This window comes from Micromonospora sp. NPDC018662 (genome assembly GCF_044391475.1).
Taxonomy (GTDB): domain Bacteria; phylum Actinomycetota; class Actinomycetes; order Mycobacteriales; family Micromonosporaceae; genus Micromonospora.
The window spans coordinates 754,485-775,945 of the sequence record NZ_JBISAC010000003.1; the positions used below are offsets into that span (position 1 = coordinate 754,485).

At 75.3% G+C, this 21,461-nt stretch carries 19 protein-coding genes and 3 pseudogenes; 19 read left to right on the forward strand and 3 right to left on the reverse strand.

From position 1 onward, the window contains the following. Positions 1–129 precede the first annotated feature (129 nt). The 3 genes from ACH495_RS12980 to ACH495_RS12990 all read right to left on the reverse strand — a co-directional run bounded on the left by ACH495_RS12980 (position 130) and on the right by ACH495_RS12990 (position 2,794). A complete protein-coding gene (locus tag ACH495_RS12980) occupies positions 130–1,290 on the reverse strand; it encodes a hypothetical protein (protein ID WP_396857911.1) in 1,161 nt (386 codons plus the stop codon). A 220-nt stretch (positions 1,291–1,510) separates the two neighbouring features. Beyond that, positions 1,511–1,858: a TcmI family type II polyketide cyclase gene (locus tag ACH495_RS12985; RefSeq protein WP_396857912.1), complete on the reverse strand. Its 348-nt coding sequence runs from the start codon at positions 1,856–1,858 to the stop codon at positions 1,511–1,513. Positions 1,859–1,954: 96 nt separating this feature from the next. Beyond that, complete coding sequence (locus ACH495_RS12990; RefSeq protein ID WP_396857913.1) at positions 1,955–2,794, reverse strand: BTAD domain-containing putative transcriptional regulator; 840 nt, start codon at positions 2,792–2,794, stop codon at positions 1,955–1,957. Positions 2,795–3,228: 434 nt separating this feature from the next. Here ACH495_RS12990 and ACH495_RS12995 point away from each other — a divergent pair, with 434 nt between their 5' ends. From ACH495_RS12995 to ACH495_RS13085, 19 genes and pseudogenes are all read left to right on the forward strand, one after another. Beyond that, on the forward strand, positions 3,229–3,558 hold the full coding sequence (locus ACH495_RS12995; RefSeq protein ID WP_396857914.1) for a TcmI family type II polyketide cyclase: 330 nt from the start codon (positions 3,229–3,231) through the stop codon (positions 3,556–3,558). Then, positions 3,555–5,210 (forward strand): annotated as a pseudogene (locus ACH495_RS13000) (acetyl-CoA carboxylase carboxyltransferase subunit alpha); the annotation flags it as partial. The gene ACH495_RS12995 and the pseudogene ACH495_RS13000, both read left to right, overlap by 4 nt. A gap of 26 nt (positions 5,211–5,236) precedes the next feature. Next, a pseudogene (locus ACH495_RS13005) lies at positions 5,237–5,854 on the forward strand (acetyl-CoA carboxylase biotin carboxyl carrier protein); the annotation flags it as partial. Beyond that, positions 5,854–7,368, forward strand: a complete 1,515-nt coding sequence (locus ACH495_RS13010) for an acetyl/propionyl/methylcrotonyl-CoA carboxylase subunit alpha (RefSeq protein ID WP_396857915.1) — start codon at positions 5,854–5,856, stop codon at positions 7,366–7,368. The pseudogene ACH495_RS13005 and the gene ACH495_RS13010, both read left to right, overlap by 1 nt. Then, on the forward strand, positions 7,365–8,072 hold the full coding sequence (locus tag ACH495_RS13015; RefSeq protein WP_396857916.1) for an SRPBCC family protein: 708 nt from the start codon (positions 7,365–7,367) through the stop codon (positions 8,070–8,072). The genes ACH495_RS13010 and ACH495_RS13015 overlap by 4 nt, the downstream gene beginning before the upstream one ends. After that, entirely contained in the window at positions 8,069–8,479 is a 411-nt protein-coding gene (locus ACH495_RS13020) for a cupin domain-containing protein (RefSeq protein WP_396857917.1), read from the forward strand. Before ACH495_RS13015 ends, ACH495_RS13020 begins: the two co-directional genes overlap by 4 nt. After that, complete coding sequence (locus ACH495_RS13025; protein WP_396857918.1) at positions 8,476–9,747, forward strand: beta-ketoacyl-[acyl-carrier-protein] synthase family protein; 1,272 nt, start codon at positions 8,476–8,478, stop codon at positions 9,745–9,747. Before ACH495_RS13020 ends, ACH495_RS13025 begins: the two co-directional genes overlap by 4 nt. Next, entirely contained in the window at positions 9,744–10,991 is a 1,248-nt protein-coding gene (locus ACH495_RS13030) for a beta-ketoacyl synthase N-terminal-like domain-containing protein (RefSeq protein ID WP_396857919.1), read from the forward strand. The genes ACH495_RS13025 and ACH495_RS13030 overlap by 4 nt, the downstream gene beginning before the upstream one ends. 486 nt (positions 10,992–11,477) lie before the next feature. Next, positions 11,478–12,842, forward strand: coding sequence for a class I adenylate-forming enzyme family protein (locus ACH495_RS13035; protein ID WP_396858050.1), 1,365 nt, complete (start codon positions 11,478–11,480; stop codon positions 12,840–12,842). 216 nt (positions 12,843–13,058) lie between these two features. Continuing rightward, entirely contained in the window at positions 13,059–13,322 is a 264-nt protein-coding gene (locus ACH495_RS13040; RefSeq protein WP_107160335.1) for an acyl carrier protein, read from the forward strand. Beyond that, positions 13,322–13,567 carry an acyl carrier protein gene (locus tag ACH495_RS13045; RefSeq protein ID WP_396857920.1) on the forward strand — a complete coding sequence of 82 codons (246 nt, stop codon included), beginning with the start codon at positions 13,322–13,324 and terminating at the stop codon, positions 13,565–13,567. The genes ACH495_RS13040 and ACH495_RS13045 overlap by 1 nt, the downstream gene beginning before the upstream one ends. After that, positions 13,560–14,732 carry a beta-ketoacyl-[acyl-carrier-protein] synthase family protein gene (locus ACH495_RS13050; RefSeq protein WP_396857921.1) on the forward strand — a complete coding sequence of 391 codons (1,173 nt, stop codon included), beginning with the start codon at positions 13,560–13,562 and terminating at the stop codon, positions 14,730–14,732. The genes ACH495_RS13045 and ACH495_RS13050 overlap by 8 nt, the downstream gene beginning before the upstream one ends. Positions 14,733–14,773: 41 nt before the next feature. Continuing rightward, positions 14,774–15,271, forward strand: a complete 498-nt coding sequence (locus ACH495_RS13055; RefSeq protein ID WP_396857922.1) for a hypothetical protein — start codon at positions 14,774–14,776, stop codon at positions 15,269–15,271. Next, complete coding sequence (locus ACH495_RS13060; protein WP_396857923.1) at positions 15,268–16,887, forward strand: class I adenylate-forming enzyme family protein; 1,620 nt, start codon at positions 15,268–15,270, stop codon at positions 16,885–16,887. The genes ACH495_RS13055 and ACH495_RS13060 overlap by 4 nt, the downstream gene beginning before the upstream one ends. Next, a complete protein-coding gene (locus ACH495_RS13065) occupies positions 16,884–18,125 on the forward strand; it encodes a beta-ketoacyl-[acyl-carrier-protein] synthase family protein (RefSeq protein ID WP_396857924.1) in 1,242 nt (413 codons plus the stop codon). Before ACH495_RS13060 ends, ACH495_RS13065 begins: the two co-directional genes overlap by 4 nt. Before the next feature lie 62 nt (positions 18,126–18,187). Next, the gene (gene hppD / locus ACH495_RS13070) at positions 18,188–19,294 is read left to right on the forward strand and encodes a 4-hydroxyphenylpyruvate dioxygenase (RefSeq protein ID WP_396857925.1); all 1,107 of its coding nucleotides are present in this window, start codon (positions 18,188–18,190) and stop codon (positions 19,292–19,294) included. After that, positions 19,291–20,214 carry a phytanoyl-CoA dioxygenase family protein gene (locus tag ACH495_RS13075; RefSeq protein WP_396857926.1) on the forward strand — a complete coding sequence of 308 codons (924 nt, stop codon included), beginning with the start codon at positions 19,291–19,293 and terminating at the stop codon, positions 20,212–20,214. Before hppD ends, ACH495_RS13075 begins: the two co-directional genes overlap by 4 nt. 2 nt (positions 20,215–20,216) lie before the next feature. Then, positions 20,217–21,014 (forward strand): DUF3050 domain-containing protein, encoded by a 798-nt coding sequence (locus tag ACH495_RS13080; protein WP_396857927.1) that lies wholly within the window; start codon positions 20,217–20,219, stop codon positions 21,012–21,014. Next, a pseudogene (locus ACH495_RS13085) lies at positions 21,011–21,406 on the forward strand (thiamine pyrophosphate-dependent enzyme); the annotation flags it as partial. The gene ACH495_RS13080 and the pseudogene ACH495_RS13085, both read left to right, overlap by 4 nt. Positions 21,407–21,461 lie beyond the last annotated feature (55 nt).

Genomic DNA, 21,461 nt, shown 5'->3' on the forward strand with positions numbered 1-21,461 from the left:
GCCGGCGCGGGGGGGGGGGGGGGGGGGGGGGGGGGGGGGGGGGGGGGGGGGGGGGGGGGGGGGGGGGGGGGCGCGGGGGGGGGGGGGGGCCCCCCCCCCCCCCCCCCCCCGCCCCGGAACGGGTACGGGCTACTCGGCGCTGGCCGGCAGCACCTTGTCGGCCTCGGCGGGGGCCCCGGCCAGCACCTTCGCCTGCTGCGGCCAGGTGGCCAGGCCGGGCGCGGCACGCAGGCCGGCGGCCTTCACGGTCTCGCGCAGCGCGGCCTCGTCCAGCTCGGCGAGCTGGCGGTAGGTGCGGATGCCGGCGGCCTGGAGGGCGGCGGCCAGCTTCGGCCCGATGCCCTGGATGCGGCGGAAGTCGTCCGGCGCGTCGGTGTCGGCCGGCGACGGCACGTCGTTCTCGGCCGAGGCCCGGGGCGTCGGCACGATCGGGGCCACTGCCGGCTCGGCGGCCACGGTGGCCGGCTCCCGCTCCTCCCCGGCCGGCGCCGCGTCGACCGACGACGGCACCGGCCCGGTGACGACGGACGACGCCGTCGCGCCCGCGGCGGCGGGCGCCGGCGCTGCGGTGACGGGCTCCGGCTCGGTCGCGGCCGTGACCGGCGTGACCGTGGCGGCGACGGGCTCCGGCTCGGGCTCGGCCGCGACGGGCTCGGCCGCGACGGGCTCGGCCGCGACGGGCTCGGCCGCGACGGGCTCAGCGGTGACGGGCTCAGCGGTGACGGGCTCAGCGGTGACGGGCTCAGCGGTGACGGGCTCAGCGGTGACGGGCTCGGCCGCGGCGGGCTCGGCGACGGTGGGCTCAGCGGTGACGGGCTCGGCGACGGCGGGCTCCGGCTCGGGCTCGGTCGCCACGACCGGCGCCGCCGGCACCGGCTCGTCAGCCGTGGCCGGCTCGTCCGCCGGCACCGGCCCGGTCGGGGCGGCGGGCGTCGAGACGGCCACCGGCTCGTCGGCGGAACCGGCGGCGGTGACCACGACCGGCTCGGACTCGGCGGTCGCGGCGTCGGCGGTCGAGGCGGCGTCGGCGGTCGGGGTGTCCACGTCGGCCGGGGCCGGCCGGTCGGTCACTGCGGCGGGGGCCGGCGTCTCGTCCACCACGGCGGCCGGCTGCGGCTCGTCGACGGTGGCGGTCACCGGGGTGGCCAGGGTGGTCGGGGCGGTGGCACCGTCCACGGTGGGCGCCGCTGCGCCGGGGCCGCTCCGGCGACCGCTCACCATCCAGCCGACGACTAGTCCGATGAGCAGGGCCAGGATCACGAGCAGCCACTGCCCGAAGCTCGACGGCATGGCCTACCTCCTTCTATGTACGTGCACGACGGTCGCGAGAAAGCTCGGGGCAGCTTTGCACACGTACGCGCGGCACGACAGGCAGGTCGGCGGTGGGGCGTCGACGGTGGGATCGATCCTGCCGGCCGGTGGCCGGAGGATGACAGTGGGTGCGGGAGGACACCCCGGGACCTGGTGCCGTGCGCGGTCCCGGGGTGCCCCCGTCGGTGGCCCGGTCCGGTCAGCGGATCCGGTCGGGCGTGGGCGCGTCGGCGGAGTCCCAGCTGTAGAAGCAGCCGGCCACGGCGTCGCGCGGGGAGTGCCAGGTCGGCAGGTACGGCGAGGTGTGCGCGGAGAGCCGCTCGTTGACGCGTTCGTAGAGCGGGTGGCCGCGCAGGTCGGCGGTCGGGTCGGGGGCGACGTCGACGGTCTCCATCAGATGGACGCACAGGTCGTGCAGGTAGTACAGCGACCGGTGCCGGACCCCGGTGAGCCGGGGCAGCTCGGTCGCGTCGGACTCGGCGAAGATCTGGGCCACCCGGCCCTGCGATCCGGGCACGATCCGGCTGACCACCAACAGTCGACTCATCGCAGACCCCTTCCGCCGCGCTGCTGCCGCGTCGACCACCGGCCGGACGGCGGCGGTCGTGCGTCCCACCATGCCGGGGCGGGTGTCACCTCGCCGTCACGGCGTACCCCTGGGCAGTGATGGGGGTGGTGACGGCGCGCCGCGCGGCTGCGGCGCCGGGCCGCGTGGCGCGACGTTGGCGGGCCGCCCGGTACGCGGCTGCGGCGGATCCGGCCGGCTGGCCCGGCGGATCGGCGCGAGCGTGTCGTCGAGCAGCGCCGTCATGGCCGGGGAGGGTTCCAGGCGCAGCTCGCGCAGGAGCAGGTCACGGTAGACGTAGAACGCGTGCACCGCCTCGAACGCGTTGCCCTCGGCGAGGTGGATGCGGACGACCAGGCGGTGCGGGGTCTCGCGCAGCGGCTCGGCGGCCATCGCCTCCAGCGCCGCCTCGAGCGCCTCGCCGTGGCGGCCGGCGGTGAGGTGGTTGCCGGCGAGTTCCTCCAGCATGTGCAGGCGCAACTGGCGCAGTCGTTCGCGTTCCAGCAGCACCCAGTCGTCGTACCAGCCGGGGAGCAGGTCGTGCCGGCCGGTGCCGGCGGCGCCGCGGGGCACCACGCCGTCGCGGACCCGGGCGGCGGTCTCGACCAGCTCGTCCACGTCGAGGTGGACGGTGGGTCCGAGACGGACCGTGTCACCGTCGGTGCGCAGTGGGCAGCACGGGTCCTGGCGGAGGCGCCACAACGCGGTACGCAGCGACGAGAGCGCCCGTTCCTCGGGGGTCTCGGGCCAGAGCAGCCCGGCGAGGTGGCTACGGGTCGCGGCCGGGCGCAGCCCGATGAGCGCGATGACCCGTTGCAGCCCGCGCGGCACCACCACCGGCACCTCGTCGTGCAGCAACTGGAAGCCGCCGAGCAGGTGCAACGCCACGCGGGGGACGGGATCCCCCGCCGTCGGCATCCTCGATCCACCGGACACGGCGCACCCCCCAGCACCGGAACCCTGAGTCCCGACCGTCCTGTCTGCCCGGATCTTCCCGCCCGCGACGCCGATGTCGGAACGTCTCCGCCGCGGTCGCCGGACGAGTGCCGTGGCCGGGTCGACCGGAACGGAGAATATCAACGTCTGTTACTCTGAGTCAACGGCCGATGGCTTCGTTGACCCTCCGTAACGTATTCGTAAGTGGCCCGTGATCTGCGAATAAGTGTCGTCAATGGAAAGCCACAATCGATCTTCGCATAGCTGACGCACAGGTTGCGTCAACGCAGCGTCACCAATCTTGCGGCCCGGTGGGACCCGGTTGACGCCCGGTTGACGGCGTCGGCGGGACCGTGGGCCATCCGTGCGGCGTGACCGGTCCGCCGCGCACCGGGACGTACCAGGGGAGGCCGCGAATGGACCGTTCGCTCATCGTCGCGAAGGTGGTGCCCACCGCCGAGGACCGGGTCGCCGAGATCTTCGCCGAGTCCGACGCGACCGAGCTGCCCGGCCTGGTCGGCGTGCGGCACCGGTCCCTCTACCGGCTCCACGACCTCTACGTGCACCTGCTGGAGACGGAGACGCCGGCGCAGGGCGCGGTGGAGGAGGCTCGCGGGCATCCCGAGTTCGTCCGGGTCAGCGAGCGGCTGCGGCCGTACATCTCGCCGTACCTGCCGACCTGGCGCTCGCCCCGCGACGCCATGGCCCACTGCTTCTACCGGTACGACGCCGGGCGGCGGTCGTGACCACCACCGCGCCCCGCGACGAGCAGCTCTGGTCGCGGTGCGACGGCTGCGCCTCGCTGCTCTACCGCAAGCGGTTGCGCCGCAACCTGGACGTCTGCCCCGAGTGCGGCTCGCACGCCCGGCTGGACGCGCCGGACCGGGTGGCGCAGCTCGTCGACCCGGACTCGTTCGTCCCGCTGCCGGACCGGGCGGTCCGGGTCGACCCGATCGACTTCGTCGACGCCCTGCCGTACCCGCACCGGCTCGGCGCGGCCCGCGCCGCCACCGGCCTGGACGAGGCCGTGCTGTGCGGCACCGCGCGGCTGGGCGGACACCCGGTGGCGCTGGCCGTGATGGACTTCCGCTTCCTCGGCGGCAGCCTCGGCTGCGCGGTCGGTGAGCTGATCACCCGGACCGCCGAGCGGGCGCTGGCCGACGGCATCCCGCTGGTGCTGGTCACCGCGTCCGGCGGGGCACGGATGCAGGAGGGCGCGCTGTCGCTCATGCAGATGGCCACCGTCAGCCAGGCGGTGGCCGGGCTGCGCGAGGCGGGCCTGCTGACGGTCAGCGTGGTCACCGATCCCACGTACGGCGGGGTGGCCGCGTCGTTCGCCACCAACACCGACGTGGTGCTCGCGGAGAGCGGCGCCCGGCTGGGCTTCGCCGGCCCCCGGGTGATCCGCCAGGTCACCGGCGCCGCGCTGCCGGAGGGTTTCCAGACCGCGGAGTACCTGCTGCGGCACGGGCAGGTCGACATGGTGGTGCCCCGGCACGCGTTGCGGGGACGGCTGGCCGCGCTGCTCGCAGTCGCCGGGGCCGCCCGCCGGCCCCCCACGCCGGTGTCGCGGCCGGTCGCCGCCGGGTCGCCCACCGCCCGGCCGGACCGCGATCCCTGGGAGACGGTACGCACCGCTCGGCACCCCGGCCGACCGACCACGCTCGACTACCTGGAGACCGCGTTCGACGGCTTCGTCGAGCTGCACGGCGACCGGCTGGGCGCGGACTGCCCGGCGGTCGTCGGCGGCGTCGCCCGCCTCGACGGCCGGCCGGTGATGGTGATCGGCCACCAGAAGGGACACACCACGGCCGAGCTGGTGGCCCGGAACTTCGGCATGGCCAGCCCGGCCGGGCACCGCAAGGCGCTGCGGCTGATGCGCCTCGCGGCCCGGCTGCGGCTGCCCGTGGTGACGCTGGTGGACACGCCGGGCGCGGACCCCGGGGTGGCCGCCGAGCAGCAGGGCCAGGCCGCGGCGATCGCGGAGAACATCCTCGCGCTGAGCGTGCTGCCCACCCCGGTCGTCGCGGTGGTCACCGGCGAGGGCGGCAGCGGTGGCGCGCTGGCCCTCGCCGTCGCCGACCGGGTGCTCATGCTGGAACACGCCGTCTACTCGGTGATCAGCCCGGAGGGCTGCGCCGCGATCCTCTGGCCGGACAGCGCCGCCGCCCCGCAGGCCGCCCGGGCGCTGCGGCTCACCGGCGCCGACCTGTGCCGGCTCGGCGTGGTCGACGAACTGGTGCCGGAGCCGTACCCGGCCGCGCACGGCGACCCGGCGGGCGCGGCCGACCTGCTGGGCCGGGCGATCGCGGCGAACCTCGCCCCGCTGCTCACGGTGCCGCCGGCCACGCTGGTACGCCGCCGCCGGCAGCGTTTCCGCCGCTTCGGCGCGGCCCGCTCCGTCGAGCCGTCCACCGTGCCGGTCCGCTCCGTCGAGCCGTCGACCGTGCCGGTCCGCTCCGTCGAGCCGTCGACCGCGCCGGCCCGCGTCGCCGAGTCGGCGGGCCGGGCGGTGCCGGGCGCCGGACCGGCATCCGGCGACGGCCGGCCGGAGGTGGCGTGATGGCGGACGCCGGAGCCGAGCAGGTACTGGACGGGCTGCGTCGGCAGGCCCGCAAGCTGGTCGCCGACCTGACCGGCCCGGTACGCCGGGTGCGGCTGCGCAGCGGCGACGCGGCGCTGGAGGTGGAGTGGCACGACCCGGTGCCGCCGGTGCCGCGTACCGGCCTGGACCCGGCCGGCGAACCGGTGGCGCGGACCGTCGCGCAGGTGACGCCCGGGGCCGACCGGCCGACCGTGCGGGCGCCCGTGGTGGGCACGTTCTACCGCGCCCCCGAGCCCGGGGCGATGCCGTTCGTCGCGGTCGGCGACCTGGTCCGGCCGGGTCAGGTGATCGGCATCGTGGAGGCGATGAAGCTGATGAACGAGGTGACCGCCGGCCAGGCCGGCCGGGTGGTCGAGGTGCTGGTCGAGGACGGTAAGCCGGTCGAGTACGACCAGCCGCTGATCGCCCTGGACCCGGTGACCGGACAGGACGCCTGATGTTCGACAAGGTGCTGATCGCCAACCGCGGTGAGATCGCGTTGCGGGTGCTGCGCGCCTGCCGGGAGATGGGCGTGCGGACCGTGGTGGCGCACTCCAGCGCCGACGCCGACTCGCTGCCGGTGCGGCTGGCCGACGAGGCGGTCCGGATCGGGCCGGCGGCCAGCCGCCGCAGTTACCTGAACGCCGCGGCGATCGTCGAGGCGGCCCGGCAGACCGGCGCGCAGGCGGTCCACCCCGGCTACGGCTTCCTCTCCGAGGACGCCGACTTCGCCGAGATCTGCGCGGAGAACGGGCTGGTCTTCGTCGGCCCGCCGCCGCAGGTGATGGCCGCGCTGGCGGACAAGTCCACCGCCCGCGCGTTGATGAGCCGGGCCGGCCTGCCGCTGCCGCCGGGCAGCGTGCGGACGCTGCCGACCGTCACCGAGGCCCAGGCGGTGGCCACCGAGGTCGGCTACCCGGTGATCCTCAAGGCCGCGGCCGGCGGCGGCGGGCGCGGCATGACCGTGGTGCGGTCCGCCGCCGAGCTGCCCCGCGCGTACGCCCGTACCCGCGCCGCCGCGCAGGTCGCCTTCGGCGACGACCGGGTGTACGTCGAGCGGTACCTCGCCGACGCCCGCCACGTCGAGGTGCAGGTGCTCTGCGACGGCCACGGCAACGGCGTGCACCTCGGCACCCGGGACTGCTCGGTGCAGCGCCGGCACCAGAAGCTGGTCGAGGAGGCGCCGGCGCCCGCGCTGCGGCCGGCCACGCTGGACACGCTCGCCGAGGTCGCCCTGCGTGGGGTGCTGTCGGTCGGCTTCACCGGCGCCGGCACGGTCGAGTTCCTGGTGGACGACGCGGAACGCGCCCACTTCCTGGAGATCAACTGCCGGATCCAGGTGGAGCACCCGGTCACCGAGATGGTCACCGGCGTCGACCTGGTGCAGGAGCAGTTGCACATCGCCGCCGGCACGCCGCTGCGGATGCGGCAGTCCGACGTGCGGCTGCACGGGGTGGCGATCGAGTGTCGGGTCAACGTGGAGGACCCGGACCGCGACTTCGCGCCCGCCCCCGGCCGGCTGGAGCGGTTCCGGCCGCCGGGCGGCCCGTTCACCCGGGTAGACACGCACGGTCACGCCGGCTACCTGGTCAGCCCGCACTACGACTCGCTGCTGGCCAAGGTGGCGGTCTGGGCGCCGGACCGGACGGCCGCGCTGAACCGGCTGGACCGCGCGCTGGCCGAGTTCGACGTGGCCGGCCCCGGCGTGCGGACCACCATCCCGTTCGCCCGGCGGGTGCTGCGCGACCCGGCGTTCCGGGCCGCCCGGCACACCACCGCGCTGGTCGAGCGCCTGCTCGCCCCGATCCCCGACAGCACCGACAACGCCGGCAACACCGACAACACCGGGAACGCCGACAGCGCCGGCACGGCGCCGGTGCGGGCCGCCGTGCCCGACCCGCGTGCCGGGCCCGCACCGGCCGGCCGTACCCCCGTTCCCGCCACCGGACCGACCACCTGGAGGAACCCATGACCGTCGCCCCCGACCGACCGCTCACCAGCGAGATCACCGACATCCTGGTGACGCACTGCGGCCTGGACCCCGACGCCGCCGCCACCACGCCGGCGGCGAGCCTGGACGAGCTGGGCATGGACTCGCTGGCGCTGCTCGAACTCGCCGCGGTGGTGGCCGACCGGTGGCGGGTGAGGATCCCCGAGCAGGCCGGCGGGCTGAGCATCGCCGGCGTCGCCGACCTGGTCGCCCGCCGCGCGGACCCGCCGGGGCACACCGAGAACGCGGTCGACATCCTCGCCCCGCTGTCGCTGGTCTGGGACGTCACCAACGACGTGGCCCGGTGGACCGAGCTGTTCACCGAGTACGCGGTGGCCGAGATCCTGCACCGCGACGGCGACACGGTCCGCTTCCGGCTCACCATGCACCCGGACGAGAACGGCGTGGCGTGGAGCTGGGTCAGCGAACGCACCGCCGACCCGGCCACCCGCCAGGTGCACGCCCGGCGGGTGGAGACCGGGCCGTTCGAGTACATGCGCATCCACTGGCGCTACGAGGAGATCCCCGGCGGCACCCGGATGACCTGGACGCAGGACTTCGCCATGAAGCCCACCGCGCCGGTCGACAACGCCGGCATGACCGCGCGGATCAACACCAACAGCGCGATCCAGCTCGCCGTGATCAAGGAGAAGATCGAGCGGGCGTACGCGGGAGGCACACGATGACCGACACCACCACCGCCCGGGTCTCCGTCCACGACGTCTCCGCCGACCGGCGGCGCGGGGGCGAGCTGCGGGTGCTGCTCGGCCCGAAGACCGTCGGCAGCACCTCCGGGTTCATGGGGGTGGCCGCGCTCGCGCCGGGGGAGCGGATCGCCGAGCACTACCACCCGTACAGCGAGGAGTTCCTCTACGTGGCGCGCGGCGCGATCACCGTCGACCTGGACGACCAGCCGGTCCCGGTGGCCGCCGGCGAGGCGCTCTACGTGCCGAAGGACGTCCGGCACCGGCTGCGCAACACCGGCGACGAGCCGGCCGAGGTGGTCTTCCACCTCGGCCCGCTCGCCCCCCGCCCGGAACTCGGCCACGTCGACACCGAGAGCGCCGCCCCACCGCCACGGGAGCCGTCGTGACCGGCCGGCGCACCGTGGTCACCGGCGTCGGCGTGGTGGCGCCCGGCGGCGCCACCCGCGACCGGTTCTGGAAGACGATCACCGAGGGGCGGACCGCCACCCGGCGGATCAGCTTCTTCGACCCGTCGCCGTTCCGCTCGCAGATCGCCGCCGAGTGCGACTTCGACCCCGACGCCGCCGGGATCACGCTCGCCGAACGGCAGCGCGCCGACCGGTACGTGCAGTTCGCGCTCGCCTGCTCCGCCGAGGCGCTCGCCGACAGCGGGCTGACGCTCAGCGACGCCGAGCGGGAACGGGCCGGCGTGGTGCTCGGCACCGCCGTCGGCGGCACCATGGCGCTGGAGCAGGAGTACGTCCGGGTCAGCGACTCCGGCCGACACTGGCTGGTCGACCACACGCTCGGCGGGCCGTACCTCTACCAGGCGCTGGTCCCCAGCAGCCTGGCCGCGGACGTGGCCTGCCGGCACGGCCTGCACGGCCCGGCCCAGGTGATCTCCACCGGCTGCACCTCCGGCATCGACGCGATCGGGTACGCCCACCAGCTCGTCGCCGACGGCGAGGCGGACGTGGTGCTGGCCGGGGCCGCCGACTCGCCGATCTCCCCGGTCACCGTGGCCTCGTTCGACGCGATCGGGGCCACCAGCCCGGACAACGACGACCCGGAGCACGCGTCCCGGCCGTTCGACGCCGACCGGCACGGTTTCGTCCTCGCCGAGGGCGCTGCGGTGCTGGTGCTGGAGGAGGCGGAACACGCCCGCCGGCGGGGCGCGCACGTCTACTGCGAGGTCGCCGGCTACGCCAGCCGCAGCAACGGCTTCCACATGACCGGGCTGCGCCCGGACGGCGCGGAGATGGCGGTGGCCATCACCGACGCGTTGCGCCAGGCCCGGCTCGCCCCGTCGGCCGTGTCGTACGTCAGCGCGCACGGCTCCGGCACCCGGCAGAACGACAGGCACGAGACCGCCGCGTTCAAGCGGGCGCTCGGCCCGGCCGCGTACCGGGTGCCGATCAGCTCGATCAAGTCGATGGTGGGGCATTCGCTCGGCGCGATCGGCTCGATCGAGATGGCCGCCTGCGCGTTGGCCATCGAGTACGGCGTCGTGCCGCCCACCGCGAACTGGGCCACCCGGGACCCGGAGTGCGACCTGGACTACGTGCCGAACGAGGCGCGGGAGGTGCCGGTGGACGTGGCGCTCTCGGTGGGCAGCGGCTTCGGCGGCTTCCAGTCCGCGATGGTGTTCCGCCGGCTGGCGGTGACCCCATCGTGACGGCGCGGGCGGTGGTGACCGGCATCGGCGTGGTCGCGCCCAGCGGCGTCGGCACGGACGCGCACTGGGCCACCGTGCTCGCCGGCACCCGGCGCACCGGCCCGATCACGCTGTTCGACCCGGCCGGCTACCCGACCCGGGTGGCCGGCGAGGTGGCCGACTTCGACCCGGCCGGCTTCGTCGGCACCCGGGCGCGGGTGCAGACCGACCGATGGACGCACCTGGGGTTCGCCGCCACCGGGCTGGCGCTGGCCGACGCCGGGTTGCCGGAGGTGTCGCCCGACCCGTACCGCTGGGCGGTGACGTTGGCCAGCTCCTCCGGCGGCAACCTGTTCGGGCAGCGGGAGCTGCAACGGCTCTGGGGCGGGCCGACCCGCACGGTCGGGGCGTACCAGTCGATCGCCTGGTTCTACGCCGCCAGCGTCGGGCAACTGTCCATCCGGCACCAGTTCAAGGGGCCGTCCGGCGTCACCGTCTCCGAGTCGGCCGGCGGGCTGGACAGCCTCGCGCACGCGGCGCGTACCGTCCGGCGGGGCACGCCGGTGGTGCTCGCCGGCGCGACCGAGTGCCCGCTGAGCCCGTACGCGCTGGCCTGCCAGCTCCGTTCCGGCCTGCTCAGCGACGTCGCCGACCCGGCACGCGCGTACCGGCCGTTCGACGCCGCGGCCAGCGGTTACGTGCCGGCCGAGGGCGGCGCGGTCTTCGTGGTGGAGGAACTGGGGCACGCGCTGGATCGGGGCGCCCGGATCTACGGGGAGATCACCGGCTGGGCGGCCACCCACGACGCCGCGCCCACCGACGTCGAGGCCGGACCCGACCCGACCCACTACGCCCGCGCGTTGCGGCTGGCCCTGGACCGGGCCGCGGTCCGGCCGCACGACGTGGACGTGATCTGGCCGGACGCGCTCGGGGTGCCGGCGTACGACCGGGCCGAGGCGACCGCGCTGCGCGCCGTGTTCGGCGACCGGACCCCGCCGGTGACCACGCAGAAGCCGCTGACCGGCCGGGCCCACCAGGGCGGGTCGGCGTTGGACGCGGCCACCGCGCTGCTCGCGTTCTCCCGTGGCGTGCTGCCCGCCTCCGCCGGCCCGGACGAGCCCGCGCCCGGCTGCGAGCTGACCTATTTGCGGGAACCCCGCCGGCCGCGGAGCCGGATCGCGCTGGTCGGGGCGCGTGGCTTCGACGGGTTCAACAGCGCGCTGGTGCTGCGCGGCGCCGCGCCGCCGCCGACCGTCGACCGCTGACCGGCGCGGTCAGCGCCGCCGCTCGCGCGGCGGCGTAGGCTGCGGCCGGCCTCCCGGGCCCGCCCGGGCAGCCACCGGCGCAGCCGAGAAGCACCGCGATCAGCACGACGAGCAGGACCAGGTAGAGACCACGCACGGCTTGCTCCGTCCACATCGCTGGACCGGGCCGGTCCGTCGCGACGGTGATGCCCAGGATGGAGGGTGCCTGTTCCGCACGCTTCCTCACGCCCGCGCCCGGCGCCCACGCCCGCGCACGACGACGCGGCCGGCGGGCCACTGTGCCGGCGTGCGCCCGATCCTGCCTGTCCGATCGAGCCTGAGCAATCCACCCAGCCGCTGTTTTGGATCTAGCCATTTGCATCTGGTGATGCGGAGAAGGCCCTCGTAGTGTTCCGGTCAGCAAACGCGAAGGGCGTTCTTCTCGGGCGGGTTTCCGCCCATCTCTAGGCTGGGCGGTGGCGGGTCGTGACCGGGGCGCAAGATCCCATATCGACGGCGGGCTGGGTGGACGAGGTCCTGCTCGCCGGACGCGACGAGGACATCTGTCTCCGCCTGCCCGAGCCCGTCGACCGGGGCACGCTGCGCCGGCTGGTCGGCGAGGCGCAGGCCCGGCTGACCGAGGCCGGGCTGCGCGCCGGCGGCGCGGCCGCGCTGCGCCTGCCCCCGTCGCTGGCGTACGTGGCGCACCTGCTGGCCACCTGGCGGGCCGGCGCGCAGGCCGTGCTGCTCGACCACCGGCTCACCGACCACGAGGTCGACCGGGCGCTGCACCGGCTGACCCCGCAGGTGGTGGTCGCGCCGGTGCGCACCGGCGGCGGCGCGCTGCGGATCTTCGTCGACGTCACCGCCGGCGTCAGCGCCTGGTCCGACCGGCCGGCCGTCAGCCCGCACGCGGTGATCCAGCTCAGCTCCGGCTCCACCGGGCCGTCCAAGGTGATCGGCCGCACCGCCGTCGACCTGGTCGCCGAGGTGCGCCGCTACACCGAGATCGACGGGGTCGCGCGGCCCGGCGAGCGGATCATCCTGCTGCCCAGCATGGTGCACGTGCTCGGCCTGGTCGGCGGCCTGCTCTACGGGCTGCACGCCGGCGTCGAGCTGTGCCCGCCGGAACGGCTGAGCGGCGACGCCGTGCTCGCCGCGATCACCGCCCAGGACACCCCGGCCACCGTGCTCGGGGTGCCGTTCCACATCGGACTGCTCGCCTCCACCGTGCCCACCGGGCCGCTGCCCCAGCTCGCGCGCATGACCACCGGCGGCGAGCTGGTGCCCGCCGCGGTCGCCCGGGCCTTCACCGACCGCTACGGCGTCCCGCTGGGCAACATGTACGGGATGACCGAGGTCGGCGTCATCGGCACCGACCTGTACGGGCGGCACCGCCCCGCCATCGCGCCGGCCCCCGGCATCCGGGTCCGGGAGCAGGACGGCGAGCTCTGGGTGAGCTGCCCGGCGAACCCGTACGTGGGGCTCGCCGACCCGACCCGCTGGGCCGACGGCTGGCTGCACACCCGCGACGCCGGCGTGGTCGACCCGGAGACCGGGCTGGTCACCATCGCCGGCCGGCTCGACTCCCAGGTGTCGGTGGGCGGCCTGAAGGTCGACCTGACCGAGGTGGAGGCCACCGTGGCCGGCCTGCCCGGGGTGACCGCCGCGGTGGTGGTCTGGGACGACGGGATCAGCGCCTACGTGCAGACCGACGGCGCGTTGACCGAGGAGAAGTTGGACCGCCTGATCGCCGAGCGGCTGGCCGGCTTCAAACGGCCCCGCGCCCTGCACCTGCTCGACCAGTTGCCCCGCACCACCACCGGCAAGCTGGTCCGCTCCGCCCCGGCGCTGCGGGACGCGGCCACGTGACCGGCCCGCTGCGCGAGCACCACCCCCACCGGGTGCCCACCGGGCATCCGACCCACCCCGATCCCCGCCCCGGACCGGCCGGCCGGCACGCCACCCGCGCGCCGGATCAGCCGCCGCGTCAGCTCCCGCTGGACGACGGCGGCACGGCCGGCCCACCCGGACACGGTGTCCCGACCGGGCACCGGTAACTGGTTACACGGAAATGAGGTCACACCCATGCGCGACGAGGTCCGCACCTTCGTCATCGACCAGCTCGCCGACATGAACTACGACGTCGAGGACCTCGACGACGGCACCACCCTCGGCCCCTCCGGCGTCGACCTGGAGTCGCTGGCGCTGGCCGACCTCGCCGTCCGGGTCGAGGACCGGTACGGGCTGAAGTTCGCCGACGACGAGTCGGAGAAGCTGGCCCTGATGACGGTGGGCGAGTTCACCACGATGGTCGCCGACCGGGCAGCCGCGAACAGCGACAACTCCTGATGCCCGGTCAGCCCGACCTGGGGCGAGCTGACCTGGTGCAGATGCTCGCCGAACTGACCTCGAAGCCCGCCGACCAGGTGCCGGACCGGCTCGGCTCGATGGAACTGGCCTGGCTGGTGCACCTCGTCGAGCAGCGGTTCGACCGCCGGCTGGACCTGACCGACGACCAGGTCGCCGGCGTCCGCACCGTCGACGACGCGTTGACCGTGTTCCGTGCCTCGCTGACCGCTCCCGCAGATGGCTGAGCGGGGCCCCGTACGGATCACCGGCACGCACGCGGTCAGCGCCCTCGGCAGGGGCGCCGACGCGCTGCTGGCCGGGGTGCTCACCGGCGCCCCGGCGTTCGCCCCGGTGCGCCGCTTCGACACCACCGGCCGCCGGGTCACCGTGGCGGCCACCCTGCCGGAGACCGGCACGCTCGCCGACGAGTTGGCCGACGCGGTCGACCGCGCCGGCCGGGCCGCCGGGCTGGACCCGGCCGGCCGGGCGGGCACGGCGCTGTTCCTGGCCACCCACGGCGGGCCGCACTCGCTGCCCGTACCCCGGTGGTCGGTGGAACCGTCGGACGTGCCCGGCGCGGCGGACGGCGGGCGGCTCGGGCCGCCGGTGCCGGCGCTCGCCGGCCACCTGGCCGACCGGTGCGGCCTCGGCGGGCCGACCCGGGTCTACACCACCGCCTGCGTCTCGGCGAGCACCGCGGTCGCCGACGCCGCCGCGCTGATCCGCCGGGGCGACCTGGATCGGGTCGTGGTCGCGGCCGGCTACCTGGTCGAGCCGGACCAGTTCGCGCTCTTCGACGCCGGCCGGGCGCTCGCCGCGGACGGGGCGGTACGCCCGTTCAGCGCCGGCCGGAAGGGGCTGCTGCTCGGTGACGGGGTGGCCGCCGTGGTGCTGGAGTCGGCCGACGTCGCCGCCCGACGGGGCGCGCCGACGCTGGCCACGGTGGCCGGCTGGGGCCGGGCCGGGGACGCCTACCACGCGTGCCAGCCGCATCCGGGCGGGCTCGGGCTGGCCCGGGCGGTCGAGGCGGCGCTGCGCCGCGCCGGGTTGCCGCCGGCCGCGGTCGGCTACGTCAACGCGAACGCCACCGGCACCGCGTTCAGCGACGCCTCGGAGGCGGCGGCGCTGACCCGGGTCTTCGGCGACCTCGCCGGGCGGCTGCCGGTCAGTGCCACCAAGTCGGTGCACGGGCACGCGCTGGAGGCGTCCGGGCTGCTCGAACTGGTGGTCACCGTGCTGGCGCTGGCGCACGGCAAGCTGCCGCCCACCGCCGGCTGGCTGGCCCCGGACCCGGCGTGCCCGCTCGACGTCATCCGGGACGCCCCGCGCCCCGCCGCCACCCCGTACGCCCTGACCCTGAACGCCGCCTTCGGCGGCGCCAACACCGCCCTCCTGGTGAGTGCCCCGTGACCGCCTCCACGCCACCTGCACGGTCGCGCCAAGGGATCGCGGTGCTGGCCGAGGCGCGGTGGCCCGAGGAGGGGGACGCGGGAGCGGCGCCGCCGGGGGTGCCGGGGTTCGTGTTCTCGGCGTTCCACCCGCTGGTGGTGGCCGTTGCCGAGCGCTGCCTCACCCGGCGCTACGGTGCCGGGCCGCTGCCGGCCGACAACCGGACGGCGGTGGTGCTGGTCAGCGCCGGCGGCGACACGGCCGGGGCGGCGCACGTGCGGGAGACGGTGGCCGGCGGCGGGCGGGTCGGTCCACTGTTCTTCTTCCAGTCGGTGCCGAACAGCGTGGCCGGGCACGTGGCCGCGCGCTGGGGACTGGACGGGCCGGTGGTGTGCCTGAGCCCCACCGGGGACCCCCGGGCCGAGGGCGAGGCCGAGGTCGACCTGCTGTGCCACGACGGCGACGCCGCGCAGGCGTTGCTGATCCTGATCGAACCGGCACCGGACGGGACGCCGGGCGAGGCGACCGCGGTGCTGCTGGGGGAGGAGACACGTCAATGAGGACGAAGGGTCTACGCGGCGCGCTGGCCGCCGACACCGAACTGGGCGCGGGCAACGTGCTCGCCCGGGTGCTGGCCCACGGCGCCGACCCGGACGGGCCGGGGCTCACGTTCGACACCGCTGTCGACGGGCGGGCGGCGGAAACCCCGCTGACCCTGGGCGAACTCGACCGGATGGTCGCCGCCCGGGCGGCCTGGCTGCACGAACGCGGGGTGAAGCCGCGCGACCCGGTCGCGGTCTGGGCCGGCACCGCCGCCGACATGGTGCTGTCGTTCCTGGCGCTGACCCGCCTCGGCGCCATCCCGGCGCTGATGAACGGCCGACTGCGCCCGGAGATCGCCGCCGAGTACATCCGCCGGCTGCGGGCCGCCGGTGTGCTCGCCGACGCCGAGCACGCCGCCGCGCTGGCCGGGCACGACCTGGGCGCGCCGCTGCTCGGTGAGCCGGCGCGGGCCGGTGCCGGCGATCCGGCCGCCGCGCCCGCGCACTACCGGCACCACCCCGACGACCCGATCGTGATCACGCACACCTCCGGCACCACCGGCGTGCCGAAGGCGGTGCTGCACTCGCACGCCAGTCTCTTCGCCGCCACCCGGCACCTGCTGTCCATGCCGCAGGCGCAGGGCACCACCCGGATCCTCAACGCGCTGCCCGCCCCGCACACCGCCACCGTGCTCATGGTCAACCAGGCGCTGGGCAACCGGGCCCAGATGTTCCTCCTCTCCGAACAGGGCGGCGAGCGGGTGCTCGACGCGATCCAGCGGTGGCGCCCGGACGGCGTGTTCGGCTTCTCGATGACCTGGGCCGAGCTGGCCCGCTTCGACCTGTCCGGCTACGACCTGGACTCGGTACGGCTGTGGTTCAACACCGGGGACTGCTCGCACGAGCCGCACGTGCGCCGGCTGGTCGCGGTCGGCTCGCGGGACGTGGTGACCCGCGCCGGGGTGACCCGGGTGCCCGGCTCGGTCTTCATCGACGGGCTCGGCTCCAGCGAGATGGGCCACTCGATGTTCCACCTCACGCACACCGTCGACACCGACCGCTACGGTCGCTGCGTCGGCCGCCCCTACCGGTTCGCGCGGGTGGCCGTGCTCGACGCCGACGGCAACGAGCTGCCCGCCGGGCAGGTCGGCTGGCTGGGCATCGACTCGCCGTCGCTGTTCCGCGGCTACTGGAACGACTCGGTCACCACCTACCGGTTCCGGCTGCGCGGCTGGTACCTCACCGGCGACCTGGTACGCGCCGACGACGAGGGCCGCTACTACCACCTGGACCGGGCGGTCGACTCGGTCGAGGCGAACGGGAAGCGGTTCTTCACCGCGCTGTCCGAGGAGCGGATCCTCGCCGCCTGCGCCGACGTGACCGACTGCACCGTCGTCATCGTCAAGGAGCCCGACGGCGACCGGGTGACGACCGACGTGCTGCTGGAACTGGCGGCCGGGGCCGACCCGGCGGAGGACCGCACGGCCCGCATCCGGGCCGCGCTCGGGCCGGACGTGGCCGCCACGCTGCGCCGGGTGGTGCCGGTGCACGCCGACGACATCCCGGTCACCGTGACCGGCAAGGTCCGCAAGGTGGCGCTGCGCGAGCGCTACCTGACCGAGGCGCCGTCATGACCGTCCTGATCACCGGCATGGGGCTGTTCACGCCGGCCGGCCGCGGCGTCGCGGAGACGTTCGACGCGCTCCTCACCGGCCGCTCCGGCCTGCGCCGCCCCCCGGCGGGGCACCCGGCGGCCGACAGCCTGGAGGTGGCCGGGGTGCTGCCGGACATCGACCCGCGCAGCGTCGCCTCCGGGCCGGAGACGAAGGTGCTCGACCGGGTCGTGCTGCTCGCGCTGCTCACTGCCGCGGAGGCGCTCGCCGACGCCGGCATCGAGGTGGGGCGGGACGTCGACCCGGAGCGGATCGCGGTGATCGTCGGCGGGGTCGGTGGCATGTCCACACTGGAACGCCAGATCGTGGCCCGGGCCGAACGGGGCCGGGCCGCGGTCAGCCCGTACCTGCTCACCGGGATCCTGCCGAACATGCCGTCGGCCCGGATCGCCATCGCGCACGGCATCCGGGGCTACAGCTCGTCGGTGGGCACGGCCTGCGCCTCCGGCGCCCAGGCCGTCGCCGACGGGGTACGCCTGATCCGCGCCGACGAGGCCGACGTGGTGGTCTGCGGGGCGAGCGAGGCACCGCTGTTCGGCACGTTCGCCGACACGTTCGGCAACGCCCGGGCGCTGGCCCGGGGCTGGGACGAGCCCACCGAGGCGAGCCGCCCGTTCGACAAGCGGCGCAACGGGTTCGTGCTCGCCGAGGGCGCGGCGCTGCTGGTGCTGGAGCGGGCCGGGCACGCCGCCGCCCGGGGCGTGACCGGCTACGCCGAGGTCGCCGGCTACGGCACCAACACCGACGCGTACCACCCGACCGCGCCGCGGCCGGACGGCGCCGGCGCGGCCGCGTGCATGCGCCGCGCGTTGGCCGCCGGTGGGATCGAGCCGGCCGACGTCGGCTACGTCAACGCGCACGGCACCGGCACGAAGCTCGGCGACGTCGCCGAGACGATCGCGCTGGCCGACGTGTTCGGCCTCGGTGGCGTGCCGGTCAGCTCCACCAAGGCGCTGACCGGGCACCTGCTCGGCGCGTCCGGCGTGCTGGAGGCCGCGGCCACCGCGCTGGCGCTGCGGCGCGGCCTGCTCCCGCCCACCTACCACCTGGACGACCCGGACCCGGAGTGCGAGGCGGACCACGTCCGCGCCGTGCCCCGGCCCACCCGGACCGACCACGCGCTGACGAACTCGTTCGGGTTCGGCGGCCAGAACGTCAGCCTGTTGCTGCGCCGGGTCGCCACCCCGGACGCGGACTGACCGGACTCCATCCCCGGGCGACGAGCCCGGGTCGCTACCACGGGGGGAACAGGGGGAAGCCCATGCACATCAACGGCATCGACCATCTGGAGCTTTACGTGGGGGACGCCCGGCAGGCGGCCTTCTACTTCGACACCGCGATCGGGTTCCGGCTGCGCGGCCAGGGCGGCCCGGAGACCGGGCTGGCCGGGCAGCGTTCCCTGCTGCTGGCCCAGGCCGGCATCCGGCTGCTGCTGACCACCGGCCTGTCCGCCGAGCACCCGGCCGCCACGTACGTGCACCGGCACGGTGACGGCATCGCCGTGGTGGCGCTGGCGGTCGACGACGCCGCCGGGGCGTACGCGGAGCTGGTGGAGCGCGGCGCGACCGGGGTGACCCCGCCGCGTGCCTACACCGGCGCGGACGCCGAGGTGGTGATCGCCGAGGTCGGTGGCTTCGGCGACGTGCTGCACCGCCTCGTCGAGCGGCGCGGCGACCGGAGCGTGTTCCTGCCCGGCGCGATCGAGCCGGTCGCCGCGCCGGACGGGGACGCGCTGCTGGCCGAGGTCGACCACCTGGCGGTCTGCGTGCCGCCCGGGCAGCTCGACGCCACTGTCACCCACTACGAGAAGGTGTTCGGTTTCGCCCACATCTTCACCGAGCACGTCGAGGTCGCCGGGCAGGCGATGAACTCCAAGGTGGTGCAGAGCCCGTCCGGCCTGGTCACCCTGGTGCTGCTGGAACCGGACACCGGCGCCCGGCCGGGGCAGATCGAGGACTTCCTGCGCTGGCACGCCGGCGCCGGGGTGCAGCACCTCGGGTTGCGCACCGACGACATCGTCAGCGCGGTCGGCGCGCTCGCCGGCCGGGGCGTGCGGTTCGCCCGCACCCCGGGCGCCTACTACGACGACCTGGAACAGCGCGTCGGCCGACTGGACGCGCCGGTGGACCGGCTGCGCGAGCTGAGCATCCTGGTCGACTCCGACCACGACGGCCAGCTCCTGCAGATCTTCACCGAGTCGATGCACGTGCGCCGCACGCTCTTCCTCGAACTCATCGAGCGGCGCGGGGCGCGCACCTTCGGCAGCGGCAACATCAAGGCGCTCTACGAGGCCAAGGAACGCGAGCTGGCCGCGGCGGGGGCGACCCCCGTCGTCGCGGCCGGAGGGGTAGGAGGGGTAGGGGTATGACCACCATCGATCCCGGGCTGACCGCCGAGGAGGAGGCGCTGCTGCCCTCCGACGACGACGTCCGGCACTACGCCGAGCACGGCTGGTACCTGTCGAAGAAGCTGTTCACCGACGACGAGGTGGACGAGCTGGTGGCGGCGACCGACCGCTACTACGCCGGGGAACGCGACCGGCGGCTGCCGGTGCGCCCGCCGAAGCTGGCCTACTGGGAGCCGTCACGCGGCGACGTGCAGCGGCACAACGACTACGTCCACCACGAGCACGACGGGATCGCCCGGATCCTGCGCAAGCCGCTGATCGGGGCGGTCGCGGCCCGGCTGGCCCGGGCCACCGAGATCCGGATCTTCCAGTCCACGTTGATCTGGAAGCCGCCGATCGCCGGTGAGCCGTCGAACATCGTGCCCTGGCACTTCGACAAGCACTACTGGGCGTCCTCGTCGTCGGAGGACATGCTCACCGCGTTCATCCCGTTCCACGACTGCGGCGAGGAGATGGGCACCATCACCATGGTGGACGGCTCGCACCGCTGGCGGGAGATCGGCGCGGACGACACCGTGGTGCGGCACTTCGCCGACCGGGACCGCAGCCAGTTGGAGGCGATGCTGGCCGAGAACGCGGCGTACAACCACGCCGAGATCCGCAAGATCCCGATGGTGATCCCCAAGGGACACATGAGCTTCCACCACTGCCGCACCTACCACGGCAGCGGTGCGAACGTCAGCGGACGCCCCCGGCGGGCGATCTCGCTGCACCTGCAGGACGGCGCGAACGCCTGGCGGGAGTATCCGCTCTCCGACGGCGCGCTCGCCGCGTACAACCACGACGTGCTGGTCCGCCGCACCGACGAGGGCCGGCCGGACTACGCGGACCCCGATTACTGCCCGGTCATCTGGCGCGACCGCGCCCAGCAGGGAGGCTGACAATGTCACGGTACGACTGGGGAAAGACGCACCCGGGCATCGAGCGGCTGGAGCGGGCGGTGACCGAGCGCCGCGACGTGGTGGTCAACCACCCGCTCTACGCCAACCTGGACACCCACGAGGCGCTTGTCACGTTCATGGAGCACCACGTCTTCGCGGTCTGGGACTTCATGTCGCTGCTGAAGTCGTTGCAGCGCCAGCTCACCTGCGTCACGGTGCCGTGGATCCCGACCGGCCCGACCGGCAGCCGTCGACTCATCAACGACATCGTGATGGTCGAGGAGAGCGACGAGCTGGGTGAGGGCTACATCAGCCACTTCGAGCTGTACGTGCGGGGCATGACCGAGGCCGGCGCGGACACCTCAGCGGTGGAGAAACTGGTCGACCTGCTGCGCGCCGGCCGGCCGGTCACCGAGGCGTTCGGCGCCGCCGGGGTGCCGGCGCCGTCGGCGGCGTTCGCGGGCACCACCTGGCGGATCATCGAGACCACCCCGGTGCACTGCCAGGCGGCAGCGTTCGCGTTCGGCCGGGAGGACCTCATCCCGGAGATGTTCACCCAGGTCGTCGCCGTCAACGAGCGCAGCAACCGGCTGAACACGTTCGTCGACTACCTGGAGCGGCACATCGAGGTCGACGGCGAGCAGCACACCCCGATGGCCATGCAGATGCTCGCCGACCTGTGCGGCGACGACGACACCAAGTGGCAGGAGTGCGCGGACACGGTGAACACCGCGCTGGCCGCCCGGGCCCGCCTCTGGGACGACATCCTCGCCGCGATCAAGGAGGGCCGTCCGGCGTGACCGGCCCCGACCCGGCCGCGCTCTACCGGACGGTCCGGCTGATCCGCCGCTTCGAGGAGCGCGCGATCGAGCTGGTCGACGCCGGGGAGATCGTCGGCGGCATCCACCCGTACCTGGGCCAGGAGGGGATCGCCGCCGGGGTCTGCGCGGCGCTGGACGCCGGTGACCTGGTCACCGGCACCCACCGCGGGCACGGGCACGTGCTGGCCAAGGGCGCCGACCCGGCCCGGATGCTGGCCGAGCTGTGCGGCCGGGTCACCGGGCTGAACCGGGGGCGGGGCGGGTCGATGCACGCCGCCGACTTCGCCGTCGGCGTGCTCGGCGCCAACGCGATCGTCGGGGCCGCCGGCGCGATCCTCACCGGCGCGGTGTGGGAGCGCCGGCGGCGCGGGGGGGGGGGGGGGGGGGGGGCCGGGGGGCGGGGGGGGGGGGGGGGGGCGGGGGCGC